The organism is Marinobacter sp. bablab_jr008, from assembly GCF_016464145.1.
GTDB classification, from domain to species: Bacteria; Pseudomonadota; Gammaproteobacteria; order Pseudomonadales; family Oleiphilaceae; genus Marinobacter; species Marinobacter nauticus.
Genome location: NZ_JACDWW010000068.1, coordinates 43,033 through 61,870, shown reverse-complemented (window position 1 = coordinate 61,870; position 18,838 = coordinate 43,033). Strand labels below are relative to the sequence as shown.

The window sequence follows — 18,838 nt, the reverse complement described above, 5'->3', positions numbered from 1 at the left end:
GGTTGATGGATCTGACCCAAGTACGAACCGGCATCCCTGTCCCCGAGTTCAGGGCAAGTTAATGGCATGAGCCGTATACGTGGTCCGTATGTACGGTTCTGTGAGAGGGATGAGGCGGTAACGCCTCACCCTACTCGCTGTCCAACTTTATATTTTGTAGACACTCGGTCTAATTTCTGGGATATTAATTAGACGCTCGGTCTAATTAAGGGTGATGGATGAATCAGCTACCAGTAAAGCGCCGACGGGGCAGGCCGCCCAAATCCTCGGCAGCGAGTTATCAGAACACCCGGGATACCTTGATCCAAGTGGGCCTGGGGGTGCTGACAGAGAAGGGCTACTCCTACACCGGTATAGACGAAATCCTGCGACAGGCGGGCGTGCCCAAGGGCTCCTTCTATCATTACTTCGACAACAAGGAAGCCTTCGGCAGGGCCCTGATTGAGGCTTACGGCCAGTTCTTTGCGAAGAAGCTGGAGCGCTCGTTGTCCGATGCGTCCCTCAGCCCCCTGGCGCGGATTCAGGCCTTTGTGGATGGCGCCAAAGCGGGCATGCAGAAGTTCGATTATCGCCGGGGATGCCTGATTGGCAATCTCGGTCAGGAAATGGCGGCTTTGCCAGAGAGCTTTCGGAGTTTGTTGTGCGCCGTTTTCCGGGACTGGGAGTCGCGGGTTGAGCGGGTTCTCGAAGAAGCTCGCAAGCTTGGTGAAGTGCCCCAGAGCCTGTCCTGCGACCAGATGGCACAATTCTTCTGGACAGGGTGGGAAGGTGCGGTGCTAAGGGCCAAGCTGGAACAATCCCCGGAACCGCTTGACCGTTTTGCCCAGGGCTTTATGGCGCTGGTGCGCGGTTCCTGATGACAACCGATCTACTCACGTTCACGAAACAGTGGAGGCAACATGTTCAAAGCAATCCTGATAGAAGGCAGCCGTGGCGACCAGCAGGTGGCGCTGAAATCCGTTGATGAGTCCCAGTTGCCCGAAGGCGATGTGACCGTTGAGGTGGCCTACACCACCCTGAACTACAAAGATGGACTGGCCATTACCGGCCGCGCGCCCATCGCGAAAACCTATCCGATGGTGCCGGGCATTGACCTGGCTGGCGTGGTGACGGAATCGTCCAACCCTGAGTTCAAGGCCGGAGACGAAGTGGTTCTTAATGGCTGGGGCGTGGGCGAGAAGCACTGGGGTGGTCTGGCCCAGAAAGCACGACTGTCCGGGGACTGGCTGATCCCGCTGCAGGCGCCATTCACGGCCCGTCAGGCCATGGCCATAGGTACCGCGGGGTATACCGCAATGTTGTGCGTGATTGCGCTGGAGAAGCACGGCGTCACACCGGATTCCGGCGACATTCTGGTGACCGGGGCCACTGGCGGAGTCGGCAGCGTAGCCGTCGCCATCCTGGCCAAGCTGGGTTATTCGGTAACGGCAGTGACCGGCCGGCCCGAAGAAGAAGCCTACCTGAAATCTCTGGGTGCCAAACAGATTCTGGATCGGGCCGAGCTGAGCGAGCCCGGTAAGCCGCTGGCTCGTGAAACCTGGGCCGGGGCGGTGGATGTGGCCGGTGGCCAGGTGCTGGCAAACGTCTGTGCCGGCATGAAATACCACGGTGTGGTGGCGGCTTGCGGGCTGGCAGCGGGCATGGATTTCCCGGCGACAGTGGCGCCTTTCATTCTGCGTGGCGTGACCCTGTGTGGCATCGACAGTGTGATGGCGCCGAAAGCAGACCGTTTGCACGCCTGGAAGCGTCTGTCTGAGGATCTGTCCCCTGAGTTGCTGGACAGCATGATCACCGAAGTGGCCTTTGACAACGTCATCGACGCTGCCGGCCAGCTGATGGACGGCAAGATCCGGGGCCGGATTGTGATTCCCGTGGCCGGGTAATGCCGGCCCGTCTCACTAACGATACAAAGAAACAGAGGACGTACCATGTCAGTACAGAACGAATTGCCCATCAGCCGCTTCCCGGTGCCTGAGCTGGATGCTCTTCCGGAGGATATCCGCAGCCGCATTCTCAAGGTTCAGGAGAAGTCCGGTTTCATCCCCAATGTGTTCCTGGCGTTGGCGCACCGGCCAGCGGAGTTTCGGGCGTTCTTCGATTACCACGATGCCTTGATGGAAAAAGAGAGCAACCTCACCAAGGGGGAGCGTGAAATGATCGTGGTGGCCACCAGCAACCTGAACCAGTGTCAGTATTGCGTGGTGGCCCACGGAGCAATCTTGCGGATCCGGGAAAAGAACCCGCTGGTGGCCGATCAGGTGGCTGTGAATTATCGCAAAGCCGATATCACCGAGCGTCAGAAGGCCATGCTGGATTTTGCCGTGAAGGTTTCCCAATCAGCGTACGAAGTCAACGACAGCGATTTTCAAGCGCTGCACGAGCATGGCTTCACCGATGAGGACGCCTGGGATATTGCCGGCATCGCGGCCTTCTTCGGCCTGTCCAACCGCATGGCCAATGTCACCAGCATGCGCGCAAACCCCGAGTTCTACTCCCTGGGACGATAAACAGCCGGGGCTTCGCCCCGGATTTTCCGGCCTGCCGTCTCCCCTGTAATACCTTCTTACATACTCCTGAACGTCTCCTCGCAATACTCCCTGAAGCCGGTTCGGTTCCGGCAAAGATCAATAATATTCAGGGAGTGGTACATGAAAACAATAACGGCGGAATCCAGAACATTCAGGGGTGGCTATCGTTGGCTGGTGGCCTGCGCGGTATTGATCTTGTTGCAGGGATGTGGGGGCGGAGGCTCGGACTCTTCTGATCCCTCGGACTTTGATGCCCCGGTTGAGCCGGTGAACGTCGGAGGTGACGGCGATCTATACGCACCGGATCGGGTGCTGGCCGTAGACATCCGCATGCCGGCTGACGAGTTTCGCCAACTCCGCAGCGAGGCCCGAACCCTGGCCAGTACCGATCGAGAGTGTGTGCCGGCATTCGAATACACCGAGTTTACGGCCCGGGTAACGATCGATGGCGAATCGATGGACAAGGTTATCGTTCGCAAAAAAGGCTATATGGGCTCCCTGAGCCCGAGTATTCCCTCTCTCAAGCTGGATTTCAACGACCTGCAGAAAGGCCGGACCTACCAGAATTCCTCACGGATGACCCTGAACAACAATCGCCAGGATCCTTCCAATGCCAGGCAATGCATGGCGTATGACCAGTTCCGTGAAGCCGGCATTGCGGCACCAAGATGCAACTACGCCAGGGTAACCGTGAACGGCGAAACACTCGGCGTGTTTACCAATGTAGAGCCTCTTAAAAAGCCTTTCCTGACCCGTGCGTTCGGCAACGATGAGGGTAATCAGTATGAGGCGCAGACCGCCGATTTTGGTACCTGGCTGAGCCAGCGATTGGAGAAGAAGACCAACGAAAAGGAAAACGACCGAAGCGATCTGCAAGCCGTTGCAGAAGCTCTGGCGTTGCCAGATGAGCAGATGCTGAACGTGTTGCCGCAGTTGGTCGATGTGGACCAGTTCATCCGCTTCTGGGCGGTGGAGACCTTGCTCGGCGCCTGGGATTCTGCCACCGGTAATGCCAACAACTTCCATATTTACCGTAACCCGGAGGACGGACTGTTCCATTTCGTTCCCTGGGGGGCCGACACGGCTTTTCGCGGGGACCATCCGCTCAAGCCGCTAACCGGTGTTTTCTATCGCAACTTCCGGCTCGCAGATCGTCTGTTCCAGATACCCGAATACCGGGCAGCCTATTATGCGGAGCTGGAGAACCTGTTGGAAACCCAGTGGGATGAGAATGCCTTGACCGACCGCCTGGCGCGCATTCGTCAATTGACCGGAACCACCGAGGAGGCGGCGGCCAGCCTGCAACGCTTTATCATCGGCAACGGTGAGCCGGGCGACGATGATTACCAGCCCGCCCGCAGGGCTGTTCTGGAACAGGCGATGGCGGCGGAGACGCCGACAGGCGAAGTCTCGCTTCTGGCAGACAAGGAGCCGGATTGCAGCGCGCCCACCACGACGGCTTTGACGGGCAACATCACATCCCAGAGCGGAAATGACCGAGGTGCATTCAATTTCACCTTGCCGGACGGGCGCAACGTCAGTGCCAGCCTGACCTACGCCGCCTTTGAAGTGGACAGCCTGGTGTATTCCGTGGACCGGGAAACCAAACCGGCGGTCGTTAGCCTCCTGATGATCGGCGTGGATGCCGGTGACAGCTTCAAACCCTATGTGCTTCAGCTGTTTATTGAATCGTCGGACTACGTACCGGGTAGCCATCGCCTCCATGGCTTTGCCACCAATGCGCTGCTGTTTGAGGTGGATGAGAGCCTGCCCGGAGATGTCCGGACGATTGCTCTGGGAGCTCAAGGGCAGATTACCCTGATCAGTGTTGGCACCGGGGAGCAGGCCGGGGACGTGGCAATCACCCTGGATGCCACCCTGGAGTACGTGGCCGACGTGCCATGAACATGGCCGTTGGTAGCCCGGTGGCGAGATTTGCCGGGCATTCCCTTGAGGCGCAGTCAAGAGCGCTCCTGATGAACCGTGTGGACACCAAGTTCATGATTCCGGCTCAGGAGCTAGACCAGTGTCTTCAGGGCCTGGAGCGCGAGTATTCGATGCTTGAGATTGGGGCGGCTCGGCGTTTTACCTACGACACCCTGTATCTGGATACGCCGGACAGCCAGCTGTATCTGGATCATCACAACGGCAAGCTCAATCGTTTCAAGCTGCGGATTCGTCACTACCGGCAAAGCGGAGAGAGCTTTCTTGAAGTCAAGAAGAAGAGCAACCGGCAACGCACCATCAAAACCCGCTTGTCGTTAACCGGAGACGGTCGGGACCCGCGCGTCATCAATGATTTCCTTTCCGGGCAATTCGGCCTTCCGGCTGCAGGGATGCGGCCGGCACTTTTTGTCCGGTATGAACGGATGACATTGCTCCGGCGGGACGGCCATGAGCGGGTGACGGTGGATACCGGGCTCTCATTCCAGACGCCTGATCGACAGCATTCCGTTGCGCTCCCAGGTCTTGCCATTTTCGAAATCAAATATGACCGGAAAGCCTCTGGCTCGCCTTTGATGGCGCGTCTGGCCGCGCTCGGATACAGGCCGGTGACTTTCAGCAAGTACTGCGTTGGTCGGGTTTTTCTGGACGGAGACAACCTGAAAACCAATCGATTCAAACCGTTGTTAAGGAGCGTTCATGGAATCTGCAGTTGACCTCCATTTTGTTATCCGGCTGTTGATTAATGCGGCCTCGGTATTGGTCTTGATTCGCTGTTATTACCGCTATTCCCGTCACCGGGAGAATGCCGCCTCTTTCATTCTCTTCGGCGTTGGCGTGTTTCTGGTGACGGCGCTGCTGCATTCGGTCACGGTCACGATGGGCTTTGCCTTTGGCCTGTTTGCCGTGTTCTCGATGCTGCGTTATCGCACCGAAGCCCTGGGTATCAAGGAGATGACCTACCTGTTCCTGGTGATCGCCATGGCCTTGCTGGCGGCAGTCGGGACCATGCACCACCTGGAGTTGATCATGCTGAATGGCCTGGTCATCGCCCTGGCGGTTGTGCTCGAGACCCGCATCCTGTTACCGCGACACGGTGAGAAGGAGGTGGAATACGAAAAGATCGAGAACGTCCACCGGCAACAACAGGCAGCCTTGATTGCCGATCTCAGGGAACGCACCGGGCTGGATGTGTTCCGGGTTGATGTGGTGTCTGTCAGCTACCTGAGAGACACCGCGATGCTTCGGATGCACTATCACCTGGAGGCGGGGCATGACTGAACAAACTGGCAAACTGCTGGCCTTTGCGCTGCTGCCGATGATTAGTGCAGGCGCCCTGGCGAGTGATGGCGACGGGCGTGCTCAGGCGGAGGTGAGTGGTTACATCGCGGCCGGTGTCGACCACTACGGCGCGTTCCATGATGAGGACGGAGAAGAATCCACCACGCATGGCGTGTTGCGCAACGCCAAGCTCCAGGTTGAACTGGCGTGGGGCGACGCCTGGGAGGCTGAGATTGACGGCGGCTACGAGATTGAAGGCGACAACAAAGACGCAGAGTTGGGCGACGCCTCTGTGCAGTACAACGGCCCTGATCGCCTCGCCATCCGGCTGGGCCAGTTCAAGGAGCCGTTCGGTATGGAACGGCTGACCAGCTACTCAAGTCTCGGTACGGGTGAGCGCTCAATGGCTACATCGGCCTTTGCACCGGGCCGTTCACTGGGGATTATGGTAGGGCAGTACCGGAAATCCTCAACCTGGGCGCTGGGTATATTTAGCGATGAGCGTAAACCGGAAGACGGCAGCGCTGTAACTGCCAGGGTCTCCCGCGCTCCCGTCCGCTCGGAGGATCAGGTACTCCACATCGGTGCAGCGGCATCCTGGCGACAGCATCGAGAGGAGGAGTTCCAGATCAAGGATGAGGCCGAGGTGTTCAGCGCTGACAACGTGGTTCGCAGTCCCCGCTTTGAGGCCCGTGAAAGCAGGCTTGCGGGCGTGGAGGCCGGTTGGCAGTTCCATCGGTTGACGGTGACAGCAGAAGTCATGGCTCAGGAGGTGCGTCGTAAAGGCGGCGAATGGTGGCGGTTTACCGGGGGCTATGTCCAGGCCGGCCTGCTGTTGACCGACGACCCGCGCCCATACGAGCGAGGCGAGTTCAAGCGCATCAAGCCAAAGAGTACCGGCGGCGCCTGGGAACTGGTGGCGCGTTACAGTGCCGTTGACCTGAGGGATCGAAGCATCGGGGCGGAAGCCAGCGTCACCACCGTGGGCCTGAATTACTATCTGGGTAAAGACATTCAGCTTCGCTTGAATTACCTGATGCCGGAGATCAGCGGTAATCGTCTGTCGCCGGATCCCGGGGGCAATGCCGCGACCCTGCGGCTGGTTTACCGGTTTTAGTTTGGAGGGCGAGTGCTTTTGTCGGGCCCATCGATATGCCGGGGTAGTTCCAGTATCACCTCGGTCCATTGCCCGGGTTCGCTGGCAATTTTCATGACACCACGATGATGCCGCATGATGGTGTGGCAGATACTCAATCCCAGCCCCAGGTTATCCGGCGTCTCGCTGGTGGAGAAAAACGGGTCAGTCAGTCGCTGCAGGTCACTGGAGTCGATGCCTTTGCCATTATCCCGGACGGTAATGCTGGTCACGGCTTCGGTGGAGGCAGCGGTAATCCGGATTTGCGGTCGTGCAGGGCTAGCAGCACGGATGGCTGACGATGCATTCATCAGGAGGTTGACGAACACCTGAATCAGCGGTGACGGAAAACAGGCGACCGAGAGGCCAGCGGGGATCTGGATGGTGACTGCGGTGCCCTGAAGCTGGTGCCGGCAAAATCGCAGCGCCGTTTGCACCAGCTTGTCGAGATTTACAGCCTCCGGGCCATGATCCGGCGCCGGGCGGGAGAATTCGATCAGATCCGAGACGATCTCTGCAATCCGGTGTTGATGGCTTGCAGCATCGTCCAGCGCCTCGGCCACGTCCGGATTCCGGTTGATCGCCGCGGAAAAGTCTACCGCCTGTATGGCGCAATTGAGCGGATTGGTAATCTCGTGCAGCAGCCCCTTGGCCATGTGGCTCAGGGCCTGGTGTTTCTGCTCCTGGGCCAGTTTGTCCTCGGTGGCCTCCAGTGTCTGCAAGGCGCGGGAAAGTTGCCGGTTTCGATCTCTGAGCAGAAACTGCAGGGCCAGCAGGTTGCGCAGGAACTTGGAGAAAAACCACGCCGATAACGGTGACACCACCAGGCACATCAGAATCAGCCAGTTGGTGATTACGCCGATAAGCACGGTGACAATCTGATCGGCCGGGACTGTGACCGCGGTGGCCAGCACCAGAAGTATCAGGTTGGCCGCCAAAATGATGCTGGTGTGCTTCAGCGACAGGGTGATGATGCCGACCGAGCTGATAAAAAAGAACAGCCCCACCACAGGCGCAATGGCGGCGCCGGCACCGATATAGCCGAGGTAGCTGAATGTCGCCATGTTGATGAATACGAGATAGACAACCAGCGGTGCCGCTCGCCGCAACCGGGTGAAGCGATGAGCCAGAATGAGCGCTGTCAGCACCCCGGTGTAGAGCAGGTAACCGGCAAACACCGGGGGCTCCACCGAGTGCGTGAGCTGTCCGGCCAGGAAAAGCAGGGTGCCGATAAACGCGATGATCAGGTAAACATCGGCGAACAGCGGCAGCACGCGGTACCGGTACTGGGTGCGCGAAAAACGTTCGAACCGCCGTTGCCGATCAACGGGCAGCTGTTTGATCTGCTCAATACCGGAGAGCAGGTTCATGGTAACGCCCTTTGGTGGTGTCTTTGCATAAACAGAATCAGCTCCGGCAGGCGTTCGAAGCCCAGCTTGACGAAGATCCGGTCCTTGTAGGAGTGCACCGTTTTACAGGACACCCCCAGCTCCTCAGCGATATCTCGAACCGCGACCCGCTGTGACATCAGTCTCGCCACCTCCCGTTCGCGGCCGGACAATGCCTGGTAAGCGGTAAGAGCGTCATCAGCCCGGTCGCGTGTTGATTGCCAGTTGCCAAGGTATACCTGACCGCTGCGAATGTAGAACAGGGTTTTGATCAGTTCCTGGATCGACTGCTGTTTCGAGACCACCGCCTTGATTCCGGACTCCAGGTAAATCGCCATGCGCGAGCTGTTGACCGGAGTGTCTGAGATCAGCAGCACCGAGAGTGCCGGGTGCAGGCTGAGGGCGTTTTCAGCAATGGTGAGTCCATCATTGTCTTTCAGATTCTCTTCAATCAATAGCACGCCGGGTCTGACAGCAGCCAGGCGTTGCAGCGTTTCAACGCCGGTCTCGGATTCGCCTACCAACTCTATGTCTTCGTTATGAAGAATCTGGAATAGCAAAGCGTCGCGGAAAAGACGGTGGCTGACGGTCGCGAACAGCCGGAGTCTGCGCGGAGGATTCACGGTCAGTTACCCGATCCCGGGAGTACCGGCAGCGTTATGGCCAGGTGCAGGCATTGGCCGTCTGCCTCAGCACTGACGTCCCCCCCCAGCAGGCTGGTGGTGACGAACAGCATCAGAAGTGCTGCCTGTTGTTCAAGAAGCGGATCGGAGAGCCGCGTGAGCGGAGCCAGTAGATGGCTGTAGATGCGTAGCGGTTGTTCCAGGGCTGCGTGAAGCTGATCGCGACTCTCGGTTAGAACCAGATGGCTCCAGTCAAGTCCGGAGCTGACAAGCAGGGTGTTGAGGGCTTGCCCCAGTAATTCTGCCGGCGAGCAGGGTGGAGACGATGTGGCCCGTTCCTGGGGCGGGGTCCCGCTGAACAGTGATGCAATCCGGTTCTGCCCGGGGCCTGCCGGGACGAAGTTTTCCAGCCGACTGAGTTCCTGCCGCACACGGTCACAGAACCGCCGGACAAGCTCCTGTTCCAGATGCATGTCCTGGCTGGCCCTGAGGTGTGCTTTCGCTGCAGGCAGGTGGTCAATGCTGGCCACGGTATCCAGAAAAGCGTTCAGTGTGGTATCTGGAACCTGTGAACTCAGGATCGGTCTCAGATGATCGAGGAGCCTGCCGTGGCGTTTCAGGCGCAGCTCGGCAAAGCGTTTCCGGGTTTCGCAGCGGGTGTTGTCCAGGGCCGACGCCAGCTCACGGTGGCGAGTGATGGCTTCCCGGAACAGTGGCAGCAAGGTTTGTGCTTGCCAGGGTTTTTTCTGGTAACGAAAGATACGGCCTTCGTTCACGGCATTGAGGGCAACATCCACCTCGCCCCAGGCGGAAGTCAGAATCCGGATAATGGCCGGATGAGACTGACGCAGCTCATCCAGCAGCTCTTTGCCCTGCATGCCCGGCATCCGCTGGTCGGTCATCACCGCTGCAATGGGGGCACCTGGCGTTCGCAGATGGTCCAGTGCCGCTTCCGCACTGTCTGCGGACAGGAGTGTGAACTCATCCTGCAGGTGTTCCAGCTGACGGATCAGATATTTCGTGGCGGCAGGTTCGTCATCGACAATGAGCACGACGGGGCGCTGCCCGTCAGTGTTTGGGGGCGATGGCTGGTGCTCGGTCTGGCCGCGCAGCTCCGGGCCTGTCAGGGCCGCCGCCATAAGGTGTGATCGGATAAGGTCAGGATCCAGGGGCTGCTCGAAGCAACGATCGATTACCTGGGTGTCCAGCAGCGCCACCAGTTCGCTCAGGATAACGCGCCCGGTTATCAACACTCTCAGCACGGCCGGATATTGTGTTCTTGCCTGAATCAGCAGACTGGAGTTTATTGCGGTTGATGCTTCGCATCCGGCCATCACCAGCGCCGCGGGTGGGGCTTCGGCAGCCGCTAGATGCCCGAGCACAGCGTCATCTGAGTTGAAGGCGTGTATCGAGAAGTCCTGTTCGAACAAGGCCTCGAACGTCTGCTTTGCCTCTTCGCTGTGGTAGCGCAGTAAAACGGTGGGTGAGTGGAAGTGCCCCATGTTTCCGGTCGTTCCTTGATATCGAATCGGCTGGACAGGTTATCAGGCGGGCGTCAGTCGTTTTGTAGGAATTTCCTACAAATGCAGGTTGTGGCGCCGAGAATGTTCGTTTCTGTGATGACTTTGGCAATTGCCAGAGCCCACTGTCTGAGAGCGACTACACTTAACGCTGAGTGCTTTCAGGAGGTAAATGTCATGACCACTCAAGACAGTCATCTCACCAACCACGAAGTCACCATCTGCCTTGCCGGCGGCGCCGTGCTGGGGCCGTTCAATGCCACCTGGAGCCAGGACGCCGGCGGTGATGTGAGGGAGCTGGTGCGCCAGTACGATGCCTTTCTGCAGGGCGAGAAGCAGAGCCGCTTCAAGTTTCATCTGCACGATACCTACACCAATACCGTGCACACGCTGATTCTGAACTTTGAGCAGGTGACCGGCATCTGCGACCATGTCCGCCTGAAATCCCATGGCAACGGCACGTGAGGGCCGCTGTGGGAAGCCATCGAGCGTGACATAAGGAGGATGTGATGACCGAGTTCAGAACTGAAAAAGACAGCCTGGGTGAGGTCCGGGTACCGGCAAACGCGCTCTGGGGCGCGCAGACCCAGCGTGCGGTGGACAATTTTCCGGTCAGCGGGCAGCCGATGCCGCCCGAATTCATTGCCTCTGTGGTTCAGGTCAAACGCGCGGCGGCCCAGGCCAACGCGTCACTGGGCTTGCTGGAGCCGCAACTGCGTGATGCCATTTGTGACGCCTGCGGCCGGTTGCTGAAAGGAGAGCATGCGGATCAGTTTCCGGTGGACCGGTACCAGACCGGCTCCGGTACCAGCACCAACATGAACGTGAACGAGGTGATCTCGGCTCTGGCGCGCGAGCAGGGCGTGGAGGTAAATCCCAATGATCACGTCAACATGAGCCAGAGTTCCAACGACGTGATCCCGACTGCGATCCATGTCAGCGCAGTGCTGGCAGTGAAAAGCCGGCTGCTGCCGGCGCTGTCGCATCTCCGGGGAGTGATCTACGGCCGGGAGGCTGAACTGTCCGGGCAGGTGAAGACCGGGCGCACCCATCTGATGGATGCCATGCCGGTGACACTTGGCCAGGAGCTCAGAACCTGGCGGGAGCAGGTCGCGGCGACCGAGCTTCGCCTTGAGCGGGCCATGGAGGACCTGGCGGCACTACCCCAGGGCGGTACCGCGGTAGGTACCGGGGTGAATGCTGCGTCGGAGTTTGCTGGCCAGTTTGTGAAGTTTCTGAAGCAGAATACGGGCTATCCGTTCCGGTCGCTGGAGCACAAGTTTCTGGGGCAGAGTGCGGTTGATGCGCCTGTGGCACTGTCTGCCCAGTTCCGTGGTGTGGCCGTGGTGTTCACCAAGATCGCCAATGACCTGCGCTGGATGAATAGTGGGCCGATCCATGGTCTGGCGGAAATCAGCCTGCCGGCCTTGCAGCCGGGCAGCAGCATCATGCCTGGTAAGGTGAATCCGGTGATACCGGAATCGGTGGCGATGGTGAGTGCCCAGGTGACCGGGCTGGATGCGGCTGTCGCCATGGCGGGCCAGTCCGGCAACTTCCAGTTGAATGTAATGCTGCCACTGGTGGGCGCAAATCTGCTGGATATGTGCGGGTTGCTGGCCAATGCCTCGAACCTGCTGGCGGACAAGGCCCTGCAAGGGTTCACCGTTAATACCGAAAACCTGAACGCGGGGGTGGGGCGAAACCCGGTTCTGGTGACGGCATTGAACCCTGAAATCGGCTACGCGCTGGCCGCGGATATTGCCAAAGAGGCATACCGTAGCGGGCGCCCGGTTATCGACGTTGCCGAGGAGCGGAGCGGATTGAGCCGCAAACGGCTTGAGGAATTGATGGACCCGCTCAAGCTGACCCGGGGCGGACTGACCTGATCTGGCCGGCTGTTGACAGGGGAAAGCAGAGTGCTGTTGTCGCTTGAGTTGTTTGTCATGCTGGTGCTGGCCAACGGGTCTCCGGTGGTTGTGGCGCGGTTGTTTCATCAGCATGGCAGCTGGCCCCTCGATGGTGGCCGGCTGTGGCGCGATGGCCGACCGCTGCTGGGGCCCAGCAAAACCTGGCGTGGTCTGGTATCCGGCGTTCTGACCTGCGCGCTGTTTGCCCTGTGGGTGGGTCTGGGCTGGTTGTTCGGAGCGCTGTTTGCTTTCCTGTCGCTGTGGGGCGATATGCTCAGCAGTTTCACCAAGCGCCGTATGGGATTGGCTTCCAGCGCCAGGGCGGTCTGGTTGGATCAGCTGCCCGAGGCGCTGTTACCTATGGTGATGGCCTGGTACTGGCTGCCGCTGCCACTGTGGGAGGCGGTCGCCGTTGCCCTTCTGTTCGCATTGTCCAATATGTTGTTCTCTCCGCTGTTTTACCGCCTCGGTATACGTAAACAGCCACACTGAACTCAGGGCCCGCGAGTGAGGGTGTGAATGGTCACTTCCGGAGGGCAGTTCAGACGCACATTCAGGACCGAAGTGCCGGCTCCCGGTGAGGTGTAGCCTTGCATGCCGTTTACCTGCCAGAGTCCGCGGCCAAGGCGTCTCGGGCAATCGGAGTCCAGCGTCAGCGGGATGCCGCCGGGCAAACAGAGTTGCCCACCGTGGGTGTGGCCGCAGAGGAACAGGTCGTAACCGGCATGGGCGGCTTCCCGCCAGATTTCCGGCGTATGACTGAGCAACAGGCTGATTCCCCCTGCGGGTATATCGTCGCCGGCCCGGTGCAGGTTGTGAACCTTGTAGTAGTGGGCATCGTCCACGCCGGCCAGGTACAGGCGACTGTCGCCCCGCTCCAGCGGCACCATTTCATTCATCAGCAGGCGATAGCCCATGTCTTCAAGAGCCGGCACCATTCGTACACTGTCGTGGTTGCCCAGCACGGCATAGGCGTCGCCGTGAATGGCCTGGCGCAGTCTGGCCATACCGTCCAAAGCATTGTCTACAGGGCCCCAGGTGCGTTGGCGGTAATCGCCGGTCAGAACGCACAGATCGTAATCCAACGGGGCGATTTGCCGTATAACTGCCTGCAGGTTGGCTTCGTCCATATCGACATGCAGGTCGGTCAGGTGAAGGATGCGGAAGCCCTCGAAGGCCGATGGGAGATCGGGCAACACGAAGGTGTTGTGCTCGGTGGTGAGTTTCAAACTGTTGGCCTGAGCCCGGCGTAGCAGGCCCACTGCCTTCAGGCAGAAACGAATCAGTCCCGGAGCGTTGGTCAGGTTTTCCAGATGGAACGAGCGCTTGTCCCGCCCGAACACCCGGGCTTCGGTTTCCCGCTCAATGCCGAGGCGTTGACGGGCATGGACGGGCCCGAGCCTCAGGCTCAGGCGGTAGTGGAGCAGCTCATCCTGATCTTCCGTTACGCGAACCCTTGCGGTCATGCTGTTATCCCTGATGCCGAGCGGAACCTTATCAGTGGTTCCTGTCTTAATTATGGTTGTTGCCCTGGGTAGTGCAAATTACAGGTGCTGATTTGGCTTTTCAGTATTGAGACGCCACAATCAGTGATCATTCGACGATGTATAGTGTACGGAGTGGCCCATGACCGATGCATGTAATCTGCCCGGCCTGAGTGTTCCCAGGAGTCGTTTCCCGGACCCTGAACAGGATCTGCCTGAAGCCGCCGGTGAGTCCCGGCTGGTGCTGGCGGGGGGCTGTTTCTGGTGTGTGGAAGCGGTCTTTCTGGCGGTTGACGGTGTTCACCGTGTGACCTCTGGTTATGCCGGCGGTGAAGCCAGTACCGCGAATTATGAGGCGGTCTGTACCGGGAAAACCGGGCACGCCGAAGTCATCGAGGTGCATTATGATCCGGCACGGGTCAGCTTCGGCCAACTGTTGAAGCTGTTCTTCTCGGTGGCCCATGATCCCACCCAGCTCAACCGACAGGGTAACGATGTCGGCAGCCAGTATCGCTCCGCGATATTCTATGAGACCCCAGAGCAGCACGATGTAGCCGAGGCGTATATCCGCCAGCTGGATGCCGCCGGTGTGTATCCGGATCGCATCGTGACGACCCTGGAGCCCCTGGAAGCCTTTTATCCGGCTGAGGAGCACCACCAGAACTTTGCCGCGCGTAATCCCTGGCAACCATACATCATGGCGGTAGCGGCACCAAAAATGGAAAAGCTGGCCAACACCTGGCCCGAACAGCTGAAGCCCGAATTCAGCAAAGACGACCCGGACCAGGCTTGAGGAGGCACCGATGTCTGTATCTGCAGCAGGCTATGACCTGACACCGTTAACCCGGGCAGAAGTGGAAGCCCGGGCTGAGCATCTTTCTGAGGAAGAACGCCGTGTGCTGCTCGATCACGGTACCGAGCGTCCCTTCTGTGGCACGTTGCTGGATAACAAAACGTCCGGCACCTATCACTGCCGGTTGTGTGATTTGCCGCTGTTCAGCTCCGATTCCAAGTTTGATTCCGGCACTGGCTGGCCAAGTTTTTTCCAGCCCTTCGACCCGGAGCATATCCGATACCTGGAGGACTCCAGTCTTGGAATGACCCGTATCGAAATTCGTTGCCCCCGTTGCGACAGTCACCTGGGCCACGTGTTCCCTGATGGGCCGCCACCTACCGGGCAGCGTTATTGTCTGAACTCCATTGCAATGGTGTTCTCTGAATCGAACTAGAGTCTTAATATCGCGAGCTCTTTGTTGCGGCTATAATGCGCCTTTCTTTTTAGGGCCGACCATCTGAAATCGGCTCTGGTGAAAGGTGATCGATGGTCAGACTGAAATTAAACCCGCTCACTGAATCGGCTACCCTGCTGCGACGTGCCGGTGTCGTGATTGGCTCCGTGGGGCTGACAGCGCTGTACTCGCTCTTGATCCTGTTGCGGGCCCTGTTCGGACGCCTGAACCGGCCGATTGTCGACAAATATTGCCGGGAATGGTCGGCAGCGTTGTTGCGGCTGGTTCGGGCGAGCCTGGTTGTTCGCGGAGAAGTGCCGGATTTCAACGATGGCCGGCGCTACATCATCATGAGCACCCATGCCAGCCACTACGACATACCGGTCAGTTTTGTGTCGCTGCCAGGTTCAATCCGCATGCTCGCCAAGAAAGAGCTGTTCAGCATTCCCCTGCTGGGCCAGGCCATGAGAGCCGCCGAGTTTCCCTCTATTGACCGTTCCCGTCGCAACCGGGCGGTGAAGGATCTGGAGAAAGCCCGTCAGATGATGGAAAGTGGCATTGTGTTGTGGGCAGCCCCGGAAGGCACCCGTTCTCCGGATGGTCAGCTGTTACCGTTCAAGAAAGGCTGCTTTCACCTGGCCCTGGATACTCAGGCTGTGATTGTACCGGTGGCGATTCGGGGGATTCATCGGGTGCTGCCCGCGCGCACCTGGCAGATTAACCTGGGGCAGCCGGTGGATGTGCGGGTGGGCACCCCCATCGACACGGCAGGAAAAAGCAAGGACGACATTGCGGAGATTATGGCGGGCGTGCGGGAGAATCTGGAGGAATTACTGGGCAATGGCGAGGCAGAATAAGCTGCCCCGCCGGCGATGCTCAGGCGGCGGAGACCACGGTAGAGAACAGATAGCCGGTGTAACCGATGTAAACGGCCAGCAGCAGGGCACCGTCAACCCTCGATACGAGCTTGCGCCAACCGGTCAGGCCGAAGCCCATGACCAGAAGCGCCAGAGTCAGGCCCAGCATTAACGTCCAGTCCCGATACAGCACCTCAGGGTCTACCGACAACGGTTGAATCGCCGCGGCGAGCCCCACCACGGCCAGGGTGTTGAAGATGCCTGAGCCCAGGATGTTGCCCAGAATCAGGTCGTGCTCGTTCTTCTTCACGGCGGCAATAGCCGATGCCAGCTCCGGCAGTGATGTTCCGATAGCCACAATGGTCAGGCCTATGATCAGATCACTAACACCCAGGCTCTGGGCAATAGCGACCGCACCCCAAACCAGAAGCCTTGAACTGACAATCAGCAGAATCAGCCCGATTACCAGCCAGATAAGTGCGGTTTTCAGGGGCATGGGGTGCGCAACGATTTCGGACTCAGCATCCCCTCCAAGCGGGTCAGCTTTGCCACGTATCCCCTGATAGATGGACCAACCCATTACCGCGGCAAAGACGCCCAGAAGCACCCAGCCATCCAGTCGGCTCAGCTCTCCGTCGATCAGTTGCGCACCGGCAATCAGAGTGAGTACGACCAGTCGTGGCAGTTCTTTGCGGATGACCTGTGAGTGCACGGCGATCGGCGCGATGATGGCGGTCAGGCCAACAATCAGGGCGATGTTGGTGATATTGGAGCCATACCCGTTTCCGAGAGCCAGGCCGGGGTTGCCGTCAGACGCAGCCATGGCAGAGACCGCAAGTTCCGGAGCAGAGGTGCCGAAGCCGATAATGACCATGCCGATCAGTAGCGTAGGCATGCCCAGGTGTTTCGCGGTGGCGGCGGCTCCTTCCACAAATTTGTCCGCGCTCCAGACCAGCAGGATCAGGCCGGCAATAACGGCACCGATGGCCATCAACATAGAGAAACCTCAAAAAGATTAACGGGAAACTCCGGCCCACGGCCAGGAGGAAAGTGTTTGGCGCACAAGATACCGTATTAGGGGGCGATTGGTCAGCACTGAGATGCGCGCCGTTGCAGGTAACTACGGATGATCCAATGGTTGGGCGACGGGGTATCAGACTAAAGTGGCGCTGATATTGTTAACAAAACACGAGACAATCCCGGCAAAACGATAAGATGACGGGCAATGTGCCAACACACCGGTAATCGCACCACTGGTGCCAGCGGTGCCCGCAACCGACACGCATCAATTGATAATCGCAATTTATTCTTTCGGCGAAAATCGGGATAATTGCGCGCAATTTCAGACCGGAAGCTCACGGCAGCGCCGTCTACCTCGCGCCAGGCCGGCTTCCGACAGGCCACTTTGCTGATCGTGGAGTGGCAGCAGGCTTCAACACTAAGCTAGGGTGAAAACCAATGGCCGTTAGACAGGCAGATGTAGTGCTGGTCGGTGGGGGCGTCATGAGCGCGACCCTCGGCATGATGCTCAGGCAGCTGGATCCGTCCCTGGACATCGTCATGGTGGAACGTCTTGACCACGTTGCCCATGAGAGCACCGACGGATGGAACAATGCAGGTACCGGGCATGCCGGTTACTGCGAGCTGAACTACACCCCCGAAACCGATGATGGCGATGTCGAGATTGAGCGGGCGTTGAAAATCAATGCCCAGTTCGAGGTGTCGTTGCAGTTCTGGTCTTACCTGGTGGAGCAGGGCATCCTGCCGGAGCCGACCTCTTTCATTAATCGTACGCCACACCAGAGTTTCGTCTGGGGCGAGAAAGACGTGGCGTTTCTAAAGCGCCGTTACGAGCGTCTGAGCGGGCACCACCTGTTCCAGGAAATGGAATACACGGAAAGCCCGGAGGATCTCGAAGAGTGGATGCCGCTGGTAGTTCGCCACCGTGATCCTATGCAGCGTGTGGCCGCGACCCGAATCAAACATGGTTCCGACGTGGATTTCGGTTCATTGACCCGCAGCATGGTGAAATGGCTGGAAACCCAGCCCAACTTTGAACTGATGCTCAGTAGCCCGGTGCACTACATTGATCAGCGCGACAATGGCCGCTGGAAACTGCGGGTGAAAAACCAGAAAACCGGCGAACTGACCAAGCTGGAAGCCGGTTTCGTGTTCCTAGGTGCTGGTGGTGGCGCGCTGCCGTTGCTGCAGAAGTCTGGCATTGATGAGGCCCGCGGTTACGGTGGCTTCCCGGTCAGTGGTCAGTGGCTGGTATGCCAGAAGCCGGACATCGTCAAGGAGCATCATTCCAAAGTGTACGGTAAGGCACCGATTGGCGCGCCGCCGATGTCTGTCCCGCACCTGGATACCCGCATCATCAATGGCGAACCTGCCCTATTGTTCGGACCGTTTGCTGGCTTCACCACCCGCTTCCTGAAGCAGGGCTCAGTCTTCGATCTGATTGGTTCGGTGCGCGCTACCAACCTGCGCCCGATGCTGTCAGTCAGCAAGAGCAATATGGACCTCACCCGTTATCTGATCGGCGAAGTGTTCCAATCCCATGCCGACCGTGTGAATTCCCTGCGCAACTTCTTCCCGGATGCCCGTGAAGATGACTGGAAGTTGCAGATGGCTGGCCAGCGGGTGCAGATTATCAAGCAGACCGAAGAGGGTGGTGGCAAGCTTGAGTTCGGCACCGAGATTGTCGCAGCTAAAGACGGCACCCTCGCCGCCTTGCTGGGTGCCTCTCCCGGGGCTTCTACTGCGGCTAACGCCATGATCAATGTGCTTGAGCGCTGCTTCCCGGAGAAGATCAGGAGCGAGCAGTGGCAGTCCCGCATGAAGGAGCTGGTGCCATCCTATGGCCAGTCTCTGGTGGATAATGAGGAGCTGCTCAACAGCGTTCGTGAACGGACCCTGTCAACGCTCAAGCTCAGGTAATG

19 protein-coding genes are annotated in these 18,838 nt (G+C 58.8%); 14 read left to right on the top strand and 5 right to left on the bottom strand.

Annotated features, from left to right (window positions below; all coding sequences use genetic code 11):
* The first annotated feature begins 218 nt into the window (after positions 1–218).
* From JIF53_RS13210 to JIF53_RS13180, 7 genes are all read left to right on the top strand, one after another.
* Positions 219–857, top strand: a complete 639-nt coding sequence (locus JIF53_RS13210; RefSeq protein WP_199452770.1) for a TetR/AcrR family transcriptional regulator — start codon at positions 219–221, stop codon at positions 855–857.
* A gap of 42 nt (positions 858–899) precedes the next feature.
* On the top strand, positions 900–1,883 hold the full coding sequence (locus JIF53_RS13205) for an MDR family oxidoreductase (RefSeq protein WP_199452768.1): 984 nt from the start codon (positions 900–902) through the stop codon (positions 1,881–1,883).
* A 45-nt stretch (positions 1,884–1,928) separates the two neighbouring features.
* Complete coding sequence (locus JIF53_RS13200) at positions 1,929–2,507, top strand: peroxidase-related enzyme (RefSeq protein WP_199452766.1); 579 nt, start codon at positions 1,929–1,931, stop codon at positions 2,505–2,507.
* Between the two features lie 141 nt (positions 2,508–2,648).
* The gene (locus tag JIF53_RS13195) at positions 2,649–4,433 is read left to right on the top strand and encodes a CotH kinase family protein (protein ID WP_206769602.1); all 1,785 of its coding nucleotides are present in this window, start codon (positions 2,649–2,651) and stop codon (positions 4,431–4,433) included.
* 71 nt (positions 4,434–4,504) lie between these two features.
* Positions 4,505–5,188 (top strand): polyphosphate polymerase domain-containing protein, encoded by a 684-nt coding sequence (locus tag JIF53_RS13190; protein WP_228285566.1) that lies wholly within the window; start codon positions 4,505–4,507, stop codon positions 5,186–5,188.
* Positions 5,172–5,753 (top strand): DUF4956 domain-containing protein, encoded by a 582-nt coding sequence (locus tag JIF53_RS13185; RefSeq protein WP_199452762.1) that lies wholly within the window; start codon positions 5,172–5,174, stop codon positions 5,751–5,753. Before JIF53_RS13190 ends, JIF53_RS13185 begins: the two co-directional genes overlap by 17 nt.
* On the top strand, positions 5,746–6,870 hold the full coding sequence (locus tag JIF53_RS13180) for an OprO/OprP family phosphate-selective porin (protein ID WP_199452760.1): 1,125 nt from the start codon (positions 5,746–5,748) through the stop codon (positions 6,868–6,870). The genes JIF53_RS13185 and JIF53_RS13180 overlap by 8 nt, the downstream gene beginning before the upstream one ends.
* Here JIF53_RS13180 and JIF53_RS13175 read toward each other — a convergent pair.
* From JIF53_RS13175 to JIF53_RS13165, 3 genes are read right to left on the bottom strand one after another with little or no spacing between them, the layout of a single operon-like run.
* Entirely contained in the window at positions 6,867–8,258 is a 1,392-nt protein-coding gene (locus tag JIF53_RS13175) for a sensor histidine kinase (RefSeq protein ID WP_199452758.1), read from the bottom strand. The two genes, JIF53_RS13180 and JIF53_RS13175, sit on opposite strands and share 4 nt — an antisense overlap.
* Positions 8,255–8,899, bottom strand: a complete 645-nt coding sequence (locus JIF53_RS13170; protein ID WP_199452756.1) for a LuxR C-terminal-related transcriptional regulator — start codon at positions 8,897–8,899, stop codon at positions 8,255–8,257. The genes JIF53_RS13175 and JIF53_RS13170 overlap by 4 nt, the downstream gene beginning before the upstream one ends.
* A 2-nt stretch (positions 8,900–8,901) precedes the next feature.
* The gene (locus tag JIF53_RS13165) at positions 8,902–10,401 is read right to left on the bottom strand and encodes a response regulator (RefSeq protein ID WP_199452754.1); all 1,500 of its coding nucleotides are present in this window, start codon (positions 10,399–10,401) and stop codon (positions 8,902–8,904) included.
* 195 nt (positions 10,402–10,596) lie between these two features.
* Here JIF53_RS13165 and JIF53_RS13160 point away from each other — a divergent pair, with 195 nt between their 5' ends.
* Genes JIF53_RS13160 through JIF53_RS13150 form a run of 3 tightly spaced genes read left to right on the top strand, consistent with a single transcriptional unit; the run spans position 10,597 to position 12,818 of the window.
* Positions 10,597–10,884, top strand: a complete 288-nt coding sequence (locus JIF53_RS13160) for a hypothetical protein (protein WP_199452752.1) — start codon at positions 10,597–10,599, stop codon at positions 10,882–10,884.
* A gap of 44 nt (positions 10,885–10,928) precedes the next feature.
* Entirely contained in the window at positions 10,929–12,305 is a 1,377-nt protein-coding gene (locus JIF53_RS13155; RefSeq protein WP_199452750.1) for a class II fumarate hydratase, read from the top strand.
* 30 nt (positions 12,306–12,335) lie between these two features.
* Complete coding sequence (locus JIF53_RS13150; RefSeq protein WP_011786816.1) at positions 12,336–12,818, top strand: CDP-archaeol synthase; 483 nt, start codon at positions 12,336–12,338, stop codon at positions 12,816–12,818.
* A 2-nt stretch (positions 12,819–12,820) separates the two neighbouring features.
* Here the strand turns inward: JIF53_RS13150 and JIF53_RS13145 are convergent, their stop codons facing one another.
* A complete protein-coding gene (locus JIF53_RS13145; protein WP_199452748.1) occupies positions 12,821–13,792 on the bottom strand; it encodes a metallophosphoesterase in 972 nt (323 codons plus the stop codon).
* Positions 13,793–13,952: 160 nt separating this feature from the next.
* On the opposite strand from JIF53_RS13145, the gene msrA reads away from it, so the two are divergent.
* The 3 genes from msrA to JIF53_RS13130 all read left to right on the top strand — a co-directional run bounded on the left by msrA (position 13,953) and on the right by JIF53_RS13130 (position 15,896).
* Positions 13,953–14,603, top strand: a complete 651-nt coding sequence (gene msrA, locus JIF53_RS13140) for a peptide-methionine (S)-S-oxide reductase MsrA (protein WP_114433893.1) — start codon at positions 13,953–13,955, stop codon at positions 14,601–14,603.
* A gap of 10 nt (positions 14,604–14,613) precedes the next feature.
* Positions 14,614–15,039 carry a peptide-methionine (R)-S-oxide reductase MsrB gene (msrB, locus tag JIF53_RS13135; RefSeq protein WP_114433894.1) on the top strand — a complete coding sequence of 142 codons (426 nt, stop codon included), beginning with the start codon at positions 14,614–14,616 and terminating at the stop codon, positions 15,037–15,039.
* 92 nt (positions 15,040–15,131) lie between these two features.
* Positions 15,132–15,896, top strand: a complete 765-nt coding sequence (locus JIF53_RS13130; protein ID WP_199452746.1) for a lysophospholipid acyltransferase family protein — start codon at positions 15,132–15,134, stop codon at positions 15,894–15,896.
* 19 nt (positions 15,897–15,915) lie between these two features.
* Here JIF53_RS13130 and JIF53_RS13125 read toward each other — a convergent pair whose 3' ends face one another.
* Positions 15,916–16,893 (bottom strand): calcium/sodium antiporter, encoded by a 978-nt coding sequence (locus JIF53_RS13125; RefSeq protein ID WP_199452744.1) that lies wholly within the window; start codon positions 16,891–16,893, stop codon positions 15,916–15,918.
* 461 nt (positions 16,894–17,354) lie between these two features.
* Here JIF53_RS13125 and mqo point away from each other — a divergent pair, with 461 nt between their 5' ends.
* Positions 17,355–18,836 (top strand): malate dehydrogenase (quinone), encoded by a 1,482-nt coding sequence (gene mqo / locus JIF53_RS13120; protein ID WP_199452742.1) that lies wholly within the window; start codon positions 17,355–17,357, stop codon positions 18,834–18,836.
* Positions 18,837–18,838: the final 2 nt, after the last annotated feature.